14 protein-coding genes are annotated in these 16,298 nt (G+C 66.9%); 7 read left to right on the forward strand and 7 right to left on the reverse strand.

Going from position 1 to position 16,298, the window contains the following annotated elements; genetic code table 11:
* Window positions 1-113 precede the first annotated feature (113 nt).
* Complete coding sequence (locus QX041_RS16355; protein WP_316165973.1) at window positions 114-1,331, forward strand: alpha/beta hydrolase; 1,218 nt, start codon at window positions 114-116, stop codon at window positions 1,329-1,331.
* A gap of 133 nt (window positions 1,332-1,464) precedes the next feature.
* On the opposite strand, the gene QX041_RS16360 is transcribed toward QX041_RS16355, so the two are convergent.
* Window positions 1,465-2,304 (reverse strand): class I SAM-dependent methyltransferase, encoded by an 840-nt coding sequence (locus tag QX041_RS16360; protein ID WP_316165975.1) that lies wholly within the window; start codon window positions 2,302-2,304, stop codon window positions 1,465-1,467.
* Window positions 2,305-2,463: 159 nt separating this feature from the next.
* Here QX041_RS16360 and QX041_RS16365 point away from each other — a divergent pair, with 159 nt between their 5' ends.
* The gene (locus QX041_RS16365) at window positions 2,464-4,002 is read left to right on the forward strand and encodes a helix-turn-helix domain-containing protein (protein WP_316165976.1); all 1,539 of its coding nucleotides are present in this window, start codon (window positions 2,464-2,466) and stop codon (window positions 4,000-4,002) included.
* Window positions 4,003-4,018: 16 nt separating this feature from the next.
* Here the strand turns inward: QX041_RS16365 and QX041_RS16370 are convergent, their stop codons facing one another.
* Window positions 4,019-4,525: a thioesterase family protein gene (locus tag QX041_RS16370; protein WP_315769131.1), complete on the reverse strand. Its 507-nt coding sequence runs from the start codon at window positions 4,523-4,525 to the stop codon at window positions 4,019-4,021.
* 72 nt (window positions 4,526-4,597) lie between these two features.
* Here QX041_RS16370 and QX041_RS16375 point away from each other — a divergent pair, with 72 nt between their 5' ends.
* The gene (locus QX041_RS16375) at window positions 4,598-6,019 is read left to right on the forward strand and encodes an FAD-binding oxidoreductase (RefSeq protein ID WP_315713393.1); all 1,422 of its coding nucleotides are present in this window, start codon (window positions 4,598-4,600) and stop codon (window positions 6,017-6,019) included.
* Between the two features lie 159 nt (window positions 6,020-6,178).
* Here the strand turns inward: QX041_RS16375 and QX041_RS16380 are convergent, their stop codons facing one another.
* The 4 genes from QX041_RS16380 to QX041_RS16395 form a co-directional block, all read right to left on the reverse strand.
* Window positions 6,179-6,451 carry a GCG_CRPN prefix-to-repeats domain-containing protein gene (locus QX041_RS16380; protein WP_315713392.1) on the reverse strand — a complete coding sequence of 91 codons (273 nt, stop codon included), beginning with the start codon at window positions 6,449-6,451 and terminating at the stop codon, window positions 6,179-6,181.
* Window positions 6,452-6,718: 267 nt separating this feature from the next.
* Entirely contained in the window at window positions 6,719-6,949 is a 231-nt protein-coding gene (locus QX041_RS16385) for a hypothetical protein (protein WP_315736839.1), read from the reverse strand.
* A gap of 199 nt (window positions 6,950-7,148) precedes the next feature.
* The gene (locus QX041_RS16390) at window positions 7,149-8,852 is read right to left on the reverse strand and encodes a SulP family inorganic anion transporter (protein ID WP_316165977.1); all 1,704 of its coding nucleotides are present in this window, start codon (window positions 8,850-8,852) and stop codon (window positions 7,149-7,151) included.
* A 42-nt stretch (window positions 8,853-8,894) separates the two neighbouring features.
* Window positions 8,895-9,812, reverse strand: a complete 918-nt coding sequence (locus tag QX041_RS16395; protein ID WP_315713389.1) for a LysR family transcriptional regulator — start codon at window positions 9,810-9,812, stop codon at window positions 8,895-8,897.
* 102 nt (window positions 9,813-9,914) lie between these two features.
* Here QX041_RS16395 and QX041_RS16400 point away from each other — a divergent pair, with 102 nt between their 5' ends.
* A complete protein-coding gene (locus QX041_RS16400; RefSeq protein ID WP_315713388.1) occupies window positions 9,915-10,349 on the forward strand; it encodes a DoxX family protein in 435 nt (144 codons plus the stop codon).
* A 214-nt stretch (window positions 10,350-10,563) separates the two neighbouring features.
* Entirely contained in the window at window positions 10,564-11,376 is an 813-nt protein-coding gene (locus QX041_RS16405; RefSeq protein WP_315825250.1) for a class III extradiol ring-cleavage dioxygenase, read from the forward strand.
* Between the two features lie 391 nt (window positions 11,377-11,767).
* On the opposite strand, the gene QX041_RS16410 is transcribed toward QX041_RS16405, so the two are convergent.
* On the reverse strand, window positions 11,768-13,144 hold the full coding sequence (locus tag QX041_RS16410) for an IS30 family transposase (RefSeq protein WP_316165978.1): 1,377 nt from the start codon (window positions 13,142-13,144) through the stop codon (window positions 11,768-11,770).
* Window positions 13,145-13,605: 461 nt separating this feature from the next.
* Here QX041_RS16410 and QX041_RS16415 point away from each other — a divergent pair, with 461 nt between their 5' ends.
* Window positions 13,606-14,907, forward strand: coding sequence for an MFS transporter (locus tag QX041_RS16415; RefSeq protein WP_316165979.1), 1,302 nt, complete (start codon window positions 13,606-13,608; stop codon window positions 14,905-14,907).
* A 72-nt stretch (window positions 14,908-14,979) separates the two neighbouring features.
* On the forward strand, window positions 14,980-16,212 hold the full coding sequence (locus QX041_RS16420) for a cytochrome P450 (RefSeq protein WP_315713385.1): 1,233 nt from the start codon (window positions 14,980-14,982) through the stop codon (window positions 16,210-16,212).
* Window positions 16,213-16,298: the final 86 nt, after the last annotated feature.

Raw genomic sequence — 16,298 nt, forward strand, 5'->3', positions numbered from 1 at the left:
CGGCACATCGCACGTCGCTGCCGTCGTGCGGAAACTACTCCGCGTCGCTTCCGACGGTCCGCTGGTCCGGTGCCGTGCCATGCACGTTGGTGATACTTTCAGAGGGCGGGATCATGAACGTCACAGTCTATTTCGCGACCAACAGGCAACCGATCACGGCTGAAGGCACGAATCAGATTACCGGGTTCAGCTCCGAGCTCGGTCCCGTCAACGGCTTGAACATCAGGTATGGCCGGGCCGAGATCGCGGTCGATCTGCAGGCATCGAGCTATGCCCTGGTGCCTGGATCGCTTCATGTCGAGGACGAGCAATTGATCTTTCCGCAAGGCTCCCGTGCGGTCCTCGGCAGCAATACGATCTTCGGCGCCCTGCGTGCCGACATGCTGGCGAAGGCGCGGCCGACGCTGGCGTTCATTCACGGCTTCAGCAACAGCTTCGTCGACTCGATCGAACGCGCCGGGTGGATCTCGGCGTTCTACGGGATCGACGCCAACATGTTCGTGTTCAGTTGGCCGTCGGTCGCCTCGCTGGTCGGCGTGCCGCTGCCCTTTGTGGACTACCAGCACGATCGCAAGACGGCGGCGGCATCCGGCCCGGCCGTGGCACGCACGCTGCGGCGGCTCTATGATTTCGTCGACGGGCTGCCCGAGAGCGAACGCTGCAACCAGAGCATTCATCTCATCTGTCACAGCATGGGCGTCTATGTCCTGCGCAACGCGTTGCAGGCCTTGATGCAGATGCCCGACCCGGTCGCCGGCGCGGCCATGGCCGGCGGCGTTCCGGCGATGGTGCGGATGGGCGGGACGCAGCCGTCCCTGACCGGATTGCGCAGGACCTTCGACAAGGTCGTGCTCGCGGCGGCCGACGAGGACGCGGACGCGTTCGACGACCCGGCGAAGCTGAAATATCTGCCGCGCACCGCGAGCAGCGTCACGGTCTATCACTCGACCAAGGATTGGGTGCTCAATACGCTGAGCGCGGGCACGAAATTCAACGGTCCGCGGCTCGGCAGCGACGGTCCCGACAACATGGGCAGCATCAGCGACAAGGTCACCGCGATCGATTGTTCGGATGTGACGACGTTCGAGCAGGACCCGCAGCAGCACCAGTATTACCGGATCTTCCCGGTGGTCCGCGACGACATCGTCCAGGTGCTGCAGGGCGTGCCGCAGAACCAGGTCAGCAACCGCGATCCGGTGGGGTCGGGACGCTACCGCATTCGGCCGCAGGCCCGCTTGGCGGTCAGGGCCACCAGTCCCAAGCCGCGCGCCGCGAAGGCGCGCGTCGCCAAGTCCGGTGCTGCGAAGAAGAGGGCGGCCGGCGGGAGCTGAGCGCGGGACGCAGGCGCGCCCGCATGGGCCGGCTCGGCGACGAGACGAGGCTGCTGCGGCTCGCCCGCCAGCTCGAGCAGGCGCAGCCCTGGTTCGCGCGCCTGCCGGACTGGGTGATGCAGAGCTGACGATCTCAGCGTTTGATGATGACCACTTCGAGATACTCCGACGGCACCACCATCGTGCCGTCCTCGGCGCGATTGAGCGTCCCGATCAGGGCCAGCATGTCGCGCTTGAGATCGGCCTGGCGGTCGCCATCAAGCGCAGCGAAGGCCTTGAGCACCGGGCCATAGTAGGTCTTGAACACGTCGACGAAATGCTCAGGCGAGCGGTAGCGCATCGCGAAATGACGCCGATGGCAGCGAATGTCGGTGGCATCGGCGAACATCTCTCGGATGCGTGCCTCGGTGCCCCACAGCGCCGGCGATCTGGCGCCGGCGGGCGGTGGCAGATATTTGCCGAGCGTCTTGAACAACTGGCCGATGAAGCCGTCGGGGGTCCAATTGGCCAGGCCGATCTTGCCGCCGCTGCGGCACACCCGGGTGAGCTCGGCGGCGGCGCGCTCCTGCTGGGGCGTGAACATCACGCCGAATGTCGAGACCACCACGTCGAATGTGCCATCGCCGAACGGAAGCGCCTCGGCATCGGCCTCCTGGAACTGCACGGACAGGCCGTCGGCGGCGGCACGCTGGCGCCCGCGGTCGAGCAGGGCAGGCACGTAGTCGGTCGAGACGACGTTGCACCAGCGCCGCGCCGCAGCCAATGTGACGTTGCCGTTGCCGGCGGCCACGTCGAGCACCTTCTGGCCGGCGCGGATGTCAAGCGCCTCGCAGAGTTCCTCGCCGACGATCTGCAGCGTGTTGCCGACGATGGCGTAGTCGCCGGACGACCACGCGCTGTGCTGGCGTGCCTTGAGCGCGGTGAAATCCGGCTCTGCGGTCGCGCCGGCCTGAATTGCAGCTGATGCGGTCATGATGGTCTCCTCCGGAGAATGCAGCGCTGTTGCGCGCGCTGGTGTGTGGAGACGTACGCGGCAGGCTTCGGGCGGCGCTATCCAGATCGCGACACGGCCATCCGGATCGTGAACTTTTCGAGCGCCGCCGATGACCCATAGGCAATTGGACGTCGTCGCATGATGGACGGAGATCAGGTTCCCCTGGCGGCGCGGCAGCCTTTGCCACGCAGCGTGCGCCGCGCGCTCGAAGCGATGCATGACGACCTCGGGCGGCGCTGGACGCTGGCCGATCTGGCGAAGATTGCCGGCGTTTCCGGACGGACCTTGCAGCGCCAGTTCGTCAGGTCGATCGGCCGGTCGCCGCAAATGGTCCGGCAGGAGATCGGCTACGCGCGCGCCCGTGTCGAGTTTCTGCAGGGGCGCGCCGGCGGGAAGGTGATGGACGTCGCGCTGCGCTGCGGCTTCCCACATTACGGCCGCTTCGCCGCCGGCTATCGTCGCTGCCACGGCGAGACGCCGTCGGAAACCCTGAAGCGGCAGGCGGTCTTGATGGCGCAGCTCGCCGCGTCGCGCACCACCATTGCGCCGGTGCGCGATCGGCCGACCATTGCCTTCGCCATGATCGCCACCGATCCGAGCGTGCGCGAGCTGGCGGACGACCTCGCGGCCGAGCTCACGCTGGCGCTGACCCGCGCGGGATTTGCCGTGACGACCCAGCCGCGCGCGGCGCGCTACCGCATGAACGCGTCGCTCCAGGGGCGGGATGGCGCGTCACGGCTGCTGCTGCAGCTGATCGACCAGGACAGCGGCGGGCTGATATGGGCGCATCGCGGCGAGGTCATGCTGCGGTGGGAGGCCGACAGTCACGAACGGTTGGCCGCCCGCGTGGCGGCATCGCTGCTGCAAAGCCTGCGCCGCGCCGAGATCGATCGGGCGCTGCGCAAACCGGATGAGGATCTGACCGCGCAGGATCTCGCGCTGCGCGCCATGCCCGGCGTGCTGTCGCTCGACGCCGACGGCAACCGCAGTGCGCTCGAGCTGCTGCATCAGGCCATCGCCCGCGATCCCCGTCATGCCCTGGCCACGGCGCTCGCGGCCTGGGCCTACGGCCAGCGCGCGGTCTATCATTTCGGCACCGCGCCCGGGCAGGACCGGCAGCTTGGTCGCGCCCTGGCGCAGCGCGTGCCGACCGAGCTTGCGGATGCGACCGTGCTGTGCGTGCTCGGCAACGCGCTCACCTTGCTGGATGAGCTCGCCGAGGCCGAGCAGGTGGTGGGCCGGGCGCTCGCGCTGGATGGCGGTGCCGCCTGGGCCTGGAGCCGCAGCGGCTGGCTCGATGTCTATCGCGGCGATGCCGCGTCGGCGATCGAGCGCTTTCGGATTGCGCTGGATCTCGCGCCGCAGGACCCGCTCGCCTTCAACGCCATCATTGGAATCGGCTGCGCGCATTTCGCCGCCGGGACCTACGCGGAGGCGGCGCGCTGGCAGCAGCGCGGCCTGCGCGAGCACCCGTCGTCGCTCTGGGTGCACCGGACCATGTGCCCGTCCCACGTGCTGGCGGGCGAGCGATCCGCGGCCCTGCGCAGTCTGCAGGCGCTGCGTGCCGGCTATCCGGACCTGACCCTGGCCGAGGTCCAGCGCGGCATGCCGCCGCTACCGGACGCCTATTCGGCCCGGGTATTCGAGGGATTGTCCGACGCCGGCCTGCCGGCGTAGCGGCGGCCGGTCACCGTCATCTCTTCGGCATGCCGATGGCGCGGCCGAGCCCGTCGGGACGCGGCAGCGCGGCATGCGCCTGCAGCACGCGGGCGATGTTGGCCTGGATGTCCGGCGGAAACGGCGCGACCTTGCGCTTGGTCATGTCGATATGCACCGACATGCCCTCCGAACTCGCCGAGATCCAGCCTTCGTCGGCGTGGCGGAGCTCCTCGAACGTGTGCAGCCGCTTCTCGTCGGCACCGATCAGCCAGACCGCGACCTGCACCGGATCACCCAGATGGATCTCGCGCAAATAGCGCACGTGGCACTCCGTGATGAAGGTCGAGCCCTGCCGTTCCTTCATGTAGGCCGGTCCGATGCCGAGCTCGGCCCATAGCTGGTCGATCGCGCGGTCGAACATCACGTTGTAATAGGCCATGTTGAGATGGCCGTTGTAGTCGATCCATTGCGGCTCGATCTGCATGATGGACGACAGGAACGGCCCCGCGCCGGCTTGTATGGGCACTGCATTATCGCTCATCGGCTCTTCCGTTTGCTCCCTTGACCCCTGTTGCGTCCTTTGCCACGGTCCGCCCAACTTTCGGAGGAAGCAGTGGCGACGACGATCCCCCATCACGATTTGAAGCGGCCCGCGCCGGAGGCGCTCAAGAGCGCGCTCGACGCGCTGGCGGCCCGCTTCGGCAACCGGCTCATCACCTCGCAGGCCGTGCGCGAGCAACATGGCCATACCACGACCTGGCTGCCGACGCAGCCGCCGGATGGCGTGGTGCTGGCGCAGGAGACCGCCGACATCCAGGACGTCGTCCGCATCTGTGCGCCAAAGGGCGTGCCGATCATTCCGTTCGGCACCGGCACCTCGCTGGAGGGCCAGGTCAATGCGCCGGCCGGCGGCATCTGCATCGACATGCGCGATATGAACAAGGTGCTGGAGGTGCATGCCGAGGACCTCGACTGCGTGATCCAGCCCGGCATCACCCGCAAGACCTTGAACGAATATCTGCGCGACCAGGGCCTGTTCTTTCCAATCGATCCCGGCGCCGACGCGTCCCTCGGCGGCATGGCGTCGACGCGGGCCTCCGGCACCAATGCGGTGCGCTACGGCACCATCCGCGAGAACGTGCTGGCGCTGAAGGTCGTGCGCGGCGACGGCGAGATCATCAAGACCGGCACCCGCGCCAAGAAGTCCGCGGCCGGCTACGATTTGACGCACCTGTTCATCGGCGCCGAGGGCACGCTCGGCATCATCTGCGAGATGACCATCCGGCTGCGTGGCATTCCCGAGACCATCGCCGCGGCGTCGTGCTCGTTCGAGACCGTGCGCGGCGCCTGCCAGGCGACGATCCTCGCGATCCAGACCGGCATTCCGGTGGCGCGCATCGAGCTGCTCAATGCGGCGCAGGTCAGGGCGTGCAACGCCTATTCCAAGCTGACGCTGCCGGAGACGCCGCTGCTGCTCTTGGAGTTTCACGGCAGCGAGGCCGAGGTCGCCGAGCAGTCGAAGAACTTTGCCGAGATCGCCAGGGAGTGCGGCGGCGGCGACTTCGCCTGGACCACCAAGCCGGAGGACCGCACCAAGCTGTGGCAGGCGCGTCACGATGCCTATTGGTCCGTGAAGGCGATCCGGCCCGGTGTCGGCGTGGTCGCGACCGATGTCTGCGTGCCGATCTCCAGGCTCGCGGACTGCGTCACCGAGACCGAGGAGGACCTCGCGCGTCTCAGGCTGACCTCGCCGATCGTCGGCCATGTCGGCGACGGCAATTTCCACTGCTCCTTGATGTGCGACGTCGACGACGCCGACGAGATGGCCCGCGGCGACGAGTTCATGCATCGCCTCGTCGAGCGCGCGCAGGCCATGGGCGGCACCTGCACCGGCGAGCACGGCATCGGCCAGGGCAAGCAGAAATATCTCGAGTCCGAGCTCGGCCCGGAAGCGCTCGATGCGATGCGCGCGGTGAAGCAGGCGCTCGATCCGCAGAACATCTTCAATCCAGGCAAGATCATCCCGGCGCGCTGATTGGCAATCCAAGCCGAGCTGGGTTTCGGATTTGGGTTCGGCGTGCAGGCCCGCTGCTCACATCTCCCAGCTCGCGGGAGATGTCGGAATGCATCACGATTCACCAAATAGAAAACGCCGCCGCGTTCGACACGCGGCGGCGCTTTGTTTCCGTGCAGATCAACGGCAGACGCGGCGCGGTCCCCACGGGGTCGGCCGCACCCAGCAGGTGCGCGGGCCGTAGACGCCGTAGCCGTAGGGGCGATAGACGCGCGGGGCGGGCCGGCAGCGGCCCCAGCGGTCGGGGAACCAACCGGGACCACAGCCGCCGGCGACGCGCTCGACATTGCTGTCCGGAGCAGCCGGCTGGGCTGGCAGCGTGAAGGCCTGCGCGGCCGACGCGCCCAACATGACGGTCGCGGCGAGCAGGGCGGAGGTGAACAGATTGCGCATTGCAGTGCGGTCCTCTCGTTGGTTTCGAAGCAGTGCAGTCCTTAGACGTCGTCGGGCAAATTTTGGTTTCGCAATATTTTCGAGGTCTCGAAACCTCTTCCCAGTACCATAGAGCTCTCGACGACGCCGGTCGCCCGATGCAGCTCTGCCGATCATGTGGCGCATCGCTGCAGTGTCGACGCCATCGTGCGGTCTTCTAGCAGACATTCGCTGCAAGGAACATGAACGATCAGCGACGCGTCCCGTTGGCTTTCGTCGCAGGCGGCATCATTTTCCGCCTTGCTGCGCCTTTGCGTCCTTCAACGCCGTCCTGCAACCGTCGGAGAGCTTGTCGAACTTCTCGATCATGCATTGCTTGATGCGGCCGCCGCCCGGCATGATTCCAGTACAGAGCGTACGCACATCGTCGCCGCAGGCCTGGCGCATGGCGCTCCTGTCCTGAGCCTGGGCGGCGGTGCTGGAGATGACTATCAACAGCAGCGGAAGCAGCTTGTGCATGATCGATGATTCCTCTCTCGCCGCGGCCGACGCGCCGGGCCTCGTGAGGCGGTTGTCTCGCCGATGAATTTAGCGGGCATATGTCGACCGTCGCCGCAACGTGTAACGGTTCGTATCACGAGGTCACTGCGCAGAGCGCAAGCGTCCGCCTGCCGCCGGGGTCGTCGTCGACCACGGCGGCGCTCGTGCCGCCATTCCCTCAAGCGTGCACGTCCGAGGCACTGCTGCGCAGCTTCTGCAGCGCGTGATCGACGCTGTGGAACACGCGCTCCCGCGGCAGCACATCGTACAGGCCGAACCGTTCGAAGGCCGCCTGGGCCCGCAGCGACTCCAGCCGCGCCACCGCGAACACGATACCGGTCTCGTTGCAGATATGGATCACGTCGCGCAGGGTCTGCGCGGCGGTGAAATCGATCTCGACGATGGCGCTGGCCTCGAACACCACCAGCCGCGGCTTGCGGCTGCGCAGCAGGCGCTGCATGTCGGCGCGGAACGTCGCTGCATTGAGGAAGCTGAGCGGGGCCTGGAAGCCGACCACGGCGATGTCGGACAGTTCCTCGCCCTTGATCTGCGGATGTGCCGGCCACCAGATCGTCGTGTCCGGCACGCGCTGGAAGGCGATGAGGTGGGCGCGCGTCGTGCTCCAGATGCCGTGCAGCAGCGACAGCGCGATGCCGAGCGCGACGCCCTGCTCGATCGGCAGTGCGACGATGGCCACCGCGGTGGCCAGGATGAGCAGGAACTCGCCCTTCGACGCACGATAGACGCTTGTGATCTGCGCGACGCGGATGATGCGCAGCGCGACGAACAGCAGCACGCCGCCGAGCGCTGCCTCCGGGACGTTCGCAAGCAGCCGGGCTCCGAACAGCACGAGCAGCAGCACGATCCCAGCGGCGAGCAGGCCCGCGACCTGCGACCGGCCGCCGGTCTCGACCACGATGCCGGTGCGCGGTGGACTCGCATTGACCGGAAACGCGCCGAACAATCCGGCCAGCAGGCTGCCGGCACCGGCGCCGAGGAAGTCGCGGTCGACGTCGGCCGCGCGGTCGGGATCGGAAGGGAACGAGCGCGTCGTCGCCGACGTCTGCACCATCACCACGACCGCGATCAGGAAGGCGAGCGGAACCAGCTTCGCCCATTGTTCCGGCCCGATCAGCGGCACGGACGGCATCGGCACCGTGCCGGCGATCTCGCCGATGACGGGCACGCCGCGTCCCCGCAGCCCGGCCGAGAGCACGAACAAGGTCGAGGCCGTAAGCGCAATCAGCGCGCCGGGAATGCGGGCGCTGATCCGCTCGCAGACCGTGATGGTCGCGAGCACGCCGAAGCCGATGAGCATCGTGTACCCGTTGGCCTTGCCGAGTTCGCCCGCGAGGGTGGCGATCCGCGCCAGCGTTGGCCCGCTCGGTGACGGCAGGCCGAGCACGCCCGGCAATTGCGAGACGATGATGTGAACGGCGATGCCGGCCAGGAAGCCCACGGTGACCGGCACCGACAGCAGGTTGGCGATGCCGCCGAGCCTGAAGCCGCCGGCCAGCACCAGCATGACCCCGACCAGCAGCGCCAGCGCCGCAGCGAGGCTGCCGTATTCAAGCGTGCCGCTGGCCGCGAGCAGCGCCAGGCCGCCGGCGAAGATCGGCGTGATCGTGGAATCGGCGCCGCAGGACAGGAAGCGGTTGGCGCCGAACAGCGCGAACCCCAGCGATCCCGCCATGAAGGCGAAGAAGCCGGTCTCGGGCGTGAAGCCGCCGAGCTTGGCGGTCGCCATCTGCTCGGGGATCGCGATCGCCGCCAGCGTCAATCCGGCGGCGAGATCGGCGGGCAGGGCGCTGATCCGCCAGCCTCGCAGCGAGCGGAGCATCGGCCAATGATGGTTGCCGTCGTGGCGTGGTTGCTCGATCATGTCGATGTCTCCGAGCGCATCACGGTCGAGTTGTTCGTCCGCTCACGCAAGATCGCGATCCCAGGGCGGCTCCGGCGCGAACGCCGCGGCGAGGTGGTCGATGAAGGCGCGCACCTTGGCCGATGGCGTGCGGTCCGGCAGATAGACGGCGTGCACCGCCAGCAGGTCCGAGGGCGGCGCGTCGAGCGTCAGCGGCACCAGCCGGCCCGCGCGGATGTCGTCGCCGACGATGAAGGTCGGCTGGTAGATCACGCCCTGTCCGGCCAACGCCGCCGCGAGCAGCGCATCGCCATTGTTGGCGCGCAGATTGCCGCTCACGGTGACATCGACCGCGGCTTTGCCGCCCATGCGCCAGCGCGACGGGCCGGCCGCCGCCAGCGTATAGCCGAGGCAGTTGTGACCGGCGAGATCGGCCGTGGTGCGCGGTGTCCCATGCACGGCGAGATAGGACGGCGCGGCGCACACCATCATCCGGCACGGCGCCAGCCGCCGCGCCACCAGGCTGGAGTCCTTGAGCGTGCCGATGCGGATCGCGAGATCCCAGCCTTCCTCGATCAGGTCGACCAGCCGGTCGTTGAGGCCGAGCTCGACGCTGACGCCGGGATAGAGCGCGGCGAAGCCGGCGAGCAGCGGCGCGATCTGGCGCGTGCCGAAGGCGAGCGGGACATTGAGGCGCAACAGCCCGCGCGGCTCGACGCGGTCGGCCGCGATCGCGCTCTCGGCCGCCTCGAAGTCGCCGAGCACGCGCTCGGCAAGGTCGAGATAGCGGCGTCCGGCCTCGGTGATGGTCAGCCGGCGCGTGGTGCGGTGAAACAGCTTGGTGCCGAGTCGCGTCTCCAGCGCCGCGAGGTGTTTTGTCACCATGGTCGGCGACATGCCGAGCAGGCGGGCCGCGCCCGACAGGCTTCCGCAGCCGGCCACCTTCGAGAGCACCTCCAGTCCGGTCAGCCGGTCCAACACTGGATCATCTCACTCTTGGAGTGTGAACTGATTTTCCATTGTAGCGGATTATCGTCTGAGGGGAAATGATCCATATGGCGGGAAGTCCCCACGGAGGTCCCGATGATCGATTCCCGTACTGCGCCTTATGCCGCGCTCCTGCTCCGCCTCACTCTTGGCGGGCTGTTCCTGGCCCATGCCAGCCTCAAGCTGTTCGTCTTCAGCCCGGCCGGCACCGCAAAGTTCTTCGGCAGCATCGGCCTGCCGCCCGAGCTGGCCTATCTCGTGATCGCCGCCGAGATCCTGGCCGGCATTGCCCTGATCCTCGGCATCGCCACCCGCTGGGTCGCGCTCGCCGCCGTGCCGATCCTGCTCGGCGCCATCTTCACCGTGCATGGCTCTGCCGGGTTCTTCTTCAACAATCCGAAGGGCGGCTGGGAGTATCCGGCGTTCTGGGCCGTCACCCTGGTGATCCAGGCCCTGCTCGGCGACGGCGCCTATGCGCTGGGCAGCCTTCGCAGCGGCCTTGCCGGCGGGCAGTTGCGCAGCGCGCATTGATCGTCATGGTTGGTTGACTGCCGCGACAATCTCAGTGTCGTCCCCGCGAACGCGGGGACCCATAACCACAAGCGGACTTGGGTCGAGCACGCTGGTCGACGCGCAGCCTGCCTCAAACGTCGATCCCGCGGTATGGGTCCCTGCTTTCGCAGGGACGACGGCTGTGGGTTGGGTTGACAGGTGGACATCCCTATATCGCCCGAGGAGAGATGACATGACCTTGCCCAGCATCTTCCTGTCGCACGGCTCGCCGATGCTGCCGCTCACGGATTCGGCCGCCCGTGACTTCCTCGTCGGCCTCGGCGGCAGCCTGCCGCGGCCGAAGGCGATCCTGGTGATCTCGGCGCATTGGGAGACCGACATCCCCGCCGTCAATGCGGTGGCCACCAACGAGACCATCTACGATTTCTACGGCTTTCCCCGTGAGCTCTATCAGTTGCGCTATCCCGCGCCGGGGGCGCCCGATCTCGCGCAGGCCGTCGCGGCGCGGTTGCAGGCGGCCGGCCTGCCGGTCGGCATCGACCGCGAGCGCGGCCTCGATCACGGCGCCTGGGTGCCGCTGCTCCTGATGTACCCGCAGGCCGACATTCCGGTGCTGCAGCTCTCGATCCAGACCGAGCAGGGCCCTGCGCATCATCTCGCGCTCGGCCGTGCGCTGGCGCCGCTGCGCGAGGAGGGCGTGCTGATCATCGGCAGCGGCAGCTTCACCCACAATCTCGGCGAGTTCCGCAAGCGCCGGCTCGACATCGACGATCCCGCGCCGTCCTGGGTGGTCGACTTCGCCGACTGGGTGCACCAGGCCGCGATCGAGGGTCGCGTCGACGATCTCGTCGACTACCGCCGTCTCGCCCCGCACGCGCGCGACAACCATCCGACCGACGAGCACTTCCTGCCGCTGTTCGCCGCGCTCGGCGCCGCTGGCGAGGGCGCCCGCGTGGAGCGCCTGCACAACAGCGCCAATTACGGCGTGCTGCGCATGGACGTGTATGCGTTCCACGGCGCAGACGAGGCGAAGGCTGCGGCGTGAGCCGCTGACTTGTTAGTTCGATCTGCATCTGCCCGTCGGGCCCATTTTGCCCGACGGGTTACTTTGTCGCAGTCATTTCGCTTGCGTCGTCGGGCAAATCACCGCGATCCTTCCGCGCATCCCGCCTCACTTGCGGAGGGGCGTTGCGCGCGATCGTCACGACACGCGAGGCGGGGAGCGGTGGCCGCGAGAACTCGCAGCATGTCCTTTCGATGTGCGGACGAACGAAGCTCTTGCGGACGTGAAGTTGCAGGGTTCTGATACCTCGACGCTGGTATCACCGCGCAACGCGTGAAACGTGTTGTCGCGCATGGCGGCCAACAAGCCGAGCGCCGGGAAGCCTGCATATAAGCGTGAAGACCATCGCGCAGGGAGGGCCGGGGCGGCGGGCTCAATCGGTGGTCGCAACACCAAGTGTTTTCATTCGTGACAGCAGCTCGTCAAGCGCTTCTGCTGGAGTTTTCCATCCTAGCGTCTTTCTCGGTCGGGAATTGAGCGCTGCGGCCACGGCGGCGATCTCGTCAGCATCGTAGACGCTCAGATCGGTACCTTTCGGGAAGTACTGCCGCAGCAGGCCATTCGTGTTCTCGTTCGTGCCACGTTGCCAGGGGCTTCTTGGATCGCAGAAGTAGATCTGAAGGTCTGTATCGATCTTGAGGTCACTGTGTTGAGCCATTTCGGTCCCCTGATCCCAGGTTAGCGAGCGGCGGAGTTCTTTGGGCAAGGTGACGATGGTGCGCGTGATCGCATCGCGTACCGCTTCAGCTCCGTGTCCGGAGAGCGCAGGCCCATCCTTCGTACGTGGGCCATCGTCAAACCCCGGCAGCCGTGGAAGGTGCAGGAGCATTGTAAACCGCGTGCTGCGTTCGACCAGCGTGCCGATTGCCGAGCTGGCGGAGCCGACGATCAGATCTCCTTCCCAATGTCCCGGCACAGCTCGATCCGCGACTTCGGCCGGACGCTCACTGATCATGATCTCTGGCGATATGAAGCCTTTGCTGCGCTTCCGCGTACGCGCTCGGGGCACGCGCAGCGCACGTCCCGTTCGCAAACAGGACGACAACTCGCGTTTCAGCGCTCCTCGGCCCTGAACAAAAAGCGCCTGGTAAATGGCTTCGTGGCTGATGCGCATCGCCTCGTCATCCGGGAAGTCGATCGGTAAGCGCCGGGCAATCTGCTCGGGACTCCACGCTTTCGTCCACCCCTGATCCTGGCTAGAGCCCGCACGACCGGCCTTCCGCCGAACGCCGCCTGGAGGTGCGACAGGCCCTGCAAGCCGCTCTTCAACATAAGCGCGCAAGGCGGCGTTGCTTGCAAGCTTGCTCGGCTTAGGACGCCGGGCCGATCGATCTGCATGCCACTGGGCGGCCGTCGCCCGATAGGCCATCTTGCCGCCGTGCGTGGCCGCATTGCGATCGAGTTCACGGGAGATGGTCGAGGGAGATCGATTGAGACGCCGCGCTATCTCTCGTACAGAATGGCGCTGCGCATTCAGCAGCGCAATCTCTTCGCGCTCAGAAAAAGAGAGGTGCCGTCCGGAGAGCGGCTTCGCTGAAGGTCGGAACATTGCCGGTGCCACGCCGCCCGCTTTTCGAAATAATCGGGGGCCGACAGCATCCGATAATCCAGCAGCCAGCGCAGCATTCTCGCTGTTCAACCCAGCGGCAATCCCACGCCAAAATTTCTGCTGTTCCGCACGCCCCGCAACTGGTGGGCGCCCCAATGATCCCAGCTTGCCCCGCGTTGACCGTTTCTTTCGAATGCCCATCGCAACCTCCTCATCGAGTGTTGCGACGACCAATTGAATCCGCCGGCGATCTCGGCTGAACCTGTGGTACCTGCCGCCTGCATTTTTTTGAGCAGGCGGGCCACGGGCGCGGCCAGCGCCCGGCCTTCCCTGCGCCCTCCTGATTGATGAGGGTGAACGGACGTTGCACAGCCCGGGCATGTCATGCCGCGGAATTGCAGACGCGCGTCTGTTCGATCGATGGATTCAAGCTGTCGCCACAATCGTCATTGCGAGCGCAGCGAAGCAATCCAGAATCTCTCCGCGGCACGAGTCTGGATTGCTTCGCTGCGCTCGCAATGACGAAGGAGAGGAGCTGCCTCCAATCTGTGCGCCGCACACATGACCTCGGAGGTAACTGACACGGGATGGCGCGGCGTAGAAAATCCTTGACCCCTCCGCATGCAGATGATGCGAAGGATGCACCAGGGAGTGAAACAACCATGCGCCTGCCGTTCTTTTATGGGTGGGTCATCGTCGCCGTGACCTTCGTGACGATGGCCGTCGGCGTCAATGCACGCACGGCGTTCTCGCTGTTCTATCCGCCTGTTCTCGCCGAATTCGGCTGGGACCGCGGCGTCACCGCCGGCGCGTTCTCGTTCGGCTTCGTTGCCTCCGGAATCGTCAGTCCGCTGATCGGACGGCTGATGGATCGCACCGGCCCGCGGGCCGTAATGGAGCTCGGCGTCGTGCTGATGGCCGGCGGTCTCCTGCTCGCGCCGCTGACCACGCAGCCCTGGCATCTGTACCTCACCATCGGCGCGATGGTCGGCGCCGGCAGCGTCTGCCTTGGCTATTCCGGCCAGTCCTTGTTCCTGCCGAACTGGTTCATTCGCCGCCGCGGGCTGGCGATCGGCATCGCCTTCGCCGGCGTCGGCATCGGCTCGATGACGCTGTTGCCGTGGGTGCAGCACATGATCGCGCAGACCAACTGGCGCACGGCCTGCACCGCGATGGGCATCGTCGTGCTGGTCGTGCTGGCGCCGATCAATCTCTTGCTGCGCAAGAAGCCGGAGGAGATCGGCCTGCGCCCCGACGGCGACGCCGCGCCGCTCGCCCACGCGGCCAAGCCGGTGTCCAACGTCGTCGACGCCGCCTGGGCCGGAACCGACTGGACGTTGTCGCGCGCGCTGCGCACGGGCCGGTTCTGGTGGCTCGCGCTGGGCTATTTCTTCGGGCTCTATGTCTGGTACGCGGTGCAGGTGCACCAGACGAAATACCTGCTCGAGATCGGTTTCAGCTCGAGCGTCGCGGTGTGGGCGCTCGGGGCCGTCAGCCTGCTCGGGATTCCCGGCCAGATCGCGCTCGGCCACCTGTCGGACCGCCTGGGGCGCGAGGCGGTGTGGGGATTAGGCTGTCTCGGCTTCGCGATCTGCTTCGCCGCGCTGATCGCGCTCAAGGCCGCGCCGTCGCTGGTGCTGATCTACGTCATGGTGGCGACGCAGGGCGCGCTGGGCTACGGCCTGACCTCGGTGATGGGCGCGGTCGCGCTGGAAATATTCCAGGGGGCGCATTTCGGCAGCATCTTCGGAACGCTGATGTTGATCGGGCTGTGCGGCGGCGCAGCGGGGCCGTGGGTGACCGGCGTGCTGTATGACTACACCCTGAGCTACACGCCAGGCTTCGTGATCGCCTTCCTCGGCGCCTTCGTCTCGGCGGCGGCGATCTGGATCGCGGCCCCACGCCGGGTCCGCCTCGTCGCCGGCCAGTTGCACAGGTTAAAGACGGCGGGGGCGGCGGCATGATGTGTGATCGGGGCCGACTTGCCATAGCGCCGCGGCCGTGAGCTAATCGGCCAATCCAGGGAGAGGAACGCCATGAACGAGCATGTCCAGGCCGCCAAGGCCGCGCCGCTGTTCAATCCGCTTTCGCCGGAGTTCATCCGCGATCCCTATCCCTTCTATGCGCAACTGCGCGACAACGATCCGATGCATGTGACGCCGTTCGGGGCGTTCCTCGCCAGCCGGCACGCGGAATCGAGCCTGGTGCTGCGCGACAAGCGCTTCGGGAAGGACTTCGTCGCGCGTTCGATCCGGCGCTACGGCCCCGACATCATGCAGGAGCCGGTGTTCCAGAGCATGCGGCATTGGATGCTGCAGCAGGACCCGCCGGACCACACCCGGCTGCGCGGCCTCGTCGTGAAGGCGTTCACGGCGCGGCGGGTCGAGGACATGCGGCCGCGCATCCAGGAGATCGTCGACCGCACGCTCGACGCGGTGATCCCGCAGGGCCGGATGGATCTGATCGAGGATTTCGCCTTCAAGCTGCCCGTCACCGTGATCTGCGACATGCTTGGGATTCCCGAGGAGCATCGCGAGGCATTCTACAAGAGCTCGCGCGAGGGCGGCCGCCTGCTCGAGCCGGTGCCGCTGTCCAAGGCCGAGATTGCCGAGGGCAACGCCGGCAATGCCGTGTCCAAGGCGTACTTCCAGCACCTGTTCGAGCTGCGCCGGAAACATCCGGGCGACGACCTGACGACGCAGCTGCTGCAGGCCGAGGAGGACGGTGCCAAGCTCAGCCATGAGGAACTCACCGCCAACATCATCCTGCTGTTCGGCGCGGGACACGAGACCACGGTCAACCTGATCGGCAACGGCCTGCTGGCGCTGCACCGCAACCCGGAGCAGCTGGCGCTCTTGAAGGCGCGGCCGGAGCTGATCACGAACGCGATCGAGGAATTCCTGCGCTACGATTCCTCGGTGCAGCTCACCGGGCGGGTCGCGCTCGAGGATATCGAGGATCTCGGCGGCCGGCGGATTCCTGCGGGCGAGAGCGTGCTGTGTCTGCTCGGCTCGGCCAACCGCGATCCCGCCGTGTATCCGGACAATCCGGAGCAGCTCGATATCACCAGGCCAAACGTGAAGCCGCTGTCGTTCGGCGGCGGCATCCATCATTGCCTGGGCGCGCAGCTTGCCCGGATCGAGGCCGAGATCGCCATCGGAACCCTGCTGCGGCGGCTGCCGGAGCTGAAGCTGGACGATCCGGACAACCCGGACTGGCGGCCGACCTTCGTGCTGCGCGGCCTCAAACGGCTGCCGGCCCACTGGTAACCATCTTCGTCAACGGAGTTGTCCAACGCCCCGGAAAGACCGACAGCGCTGTGACTTCGCCATACTTAATCCTATATGATGCAGCG

The sequence above is a fragment of the Bradyrhizobium sp. SZCCHNRI2009 genome (assembly GCF_032485115.1).
Classification (GTDB): domain Bacteria; phylum Pseudomonadota; class Alphaproteobacteria; order Rhizobiales; family Xanthobacteraceae; genus Bradyrhizobium.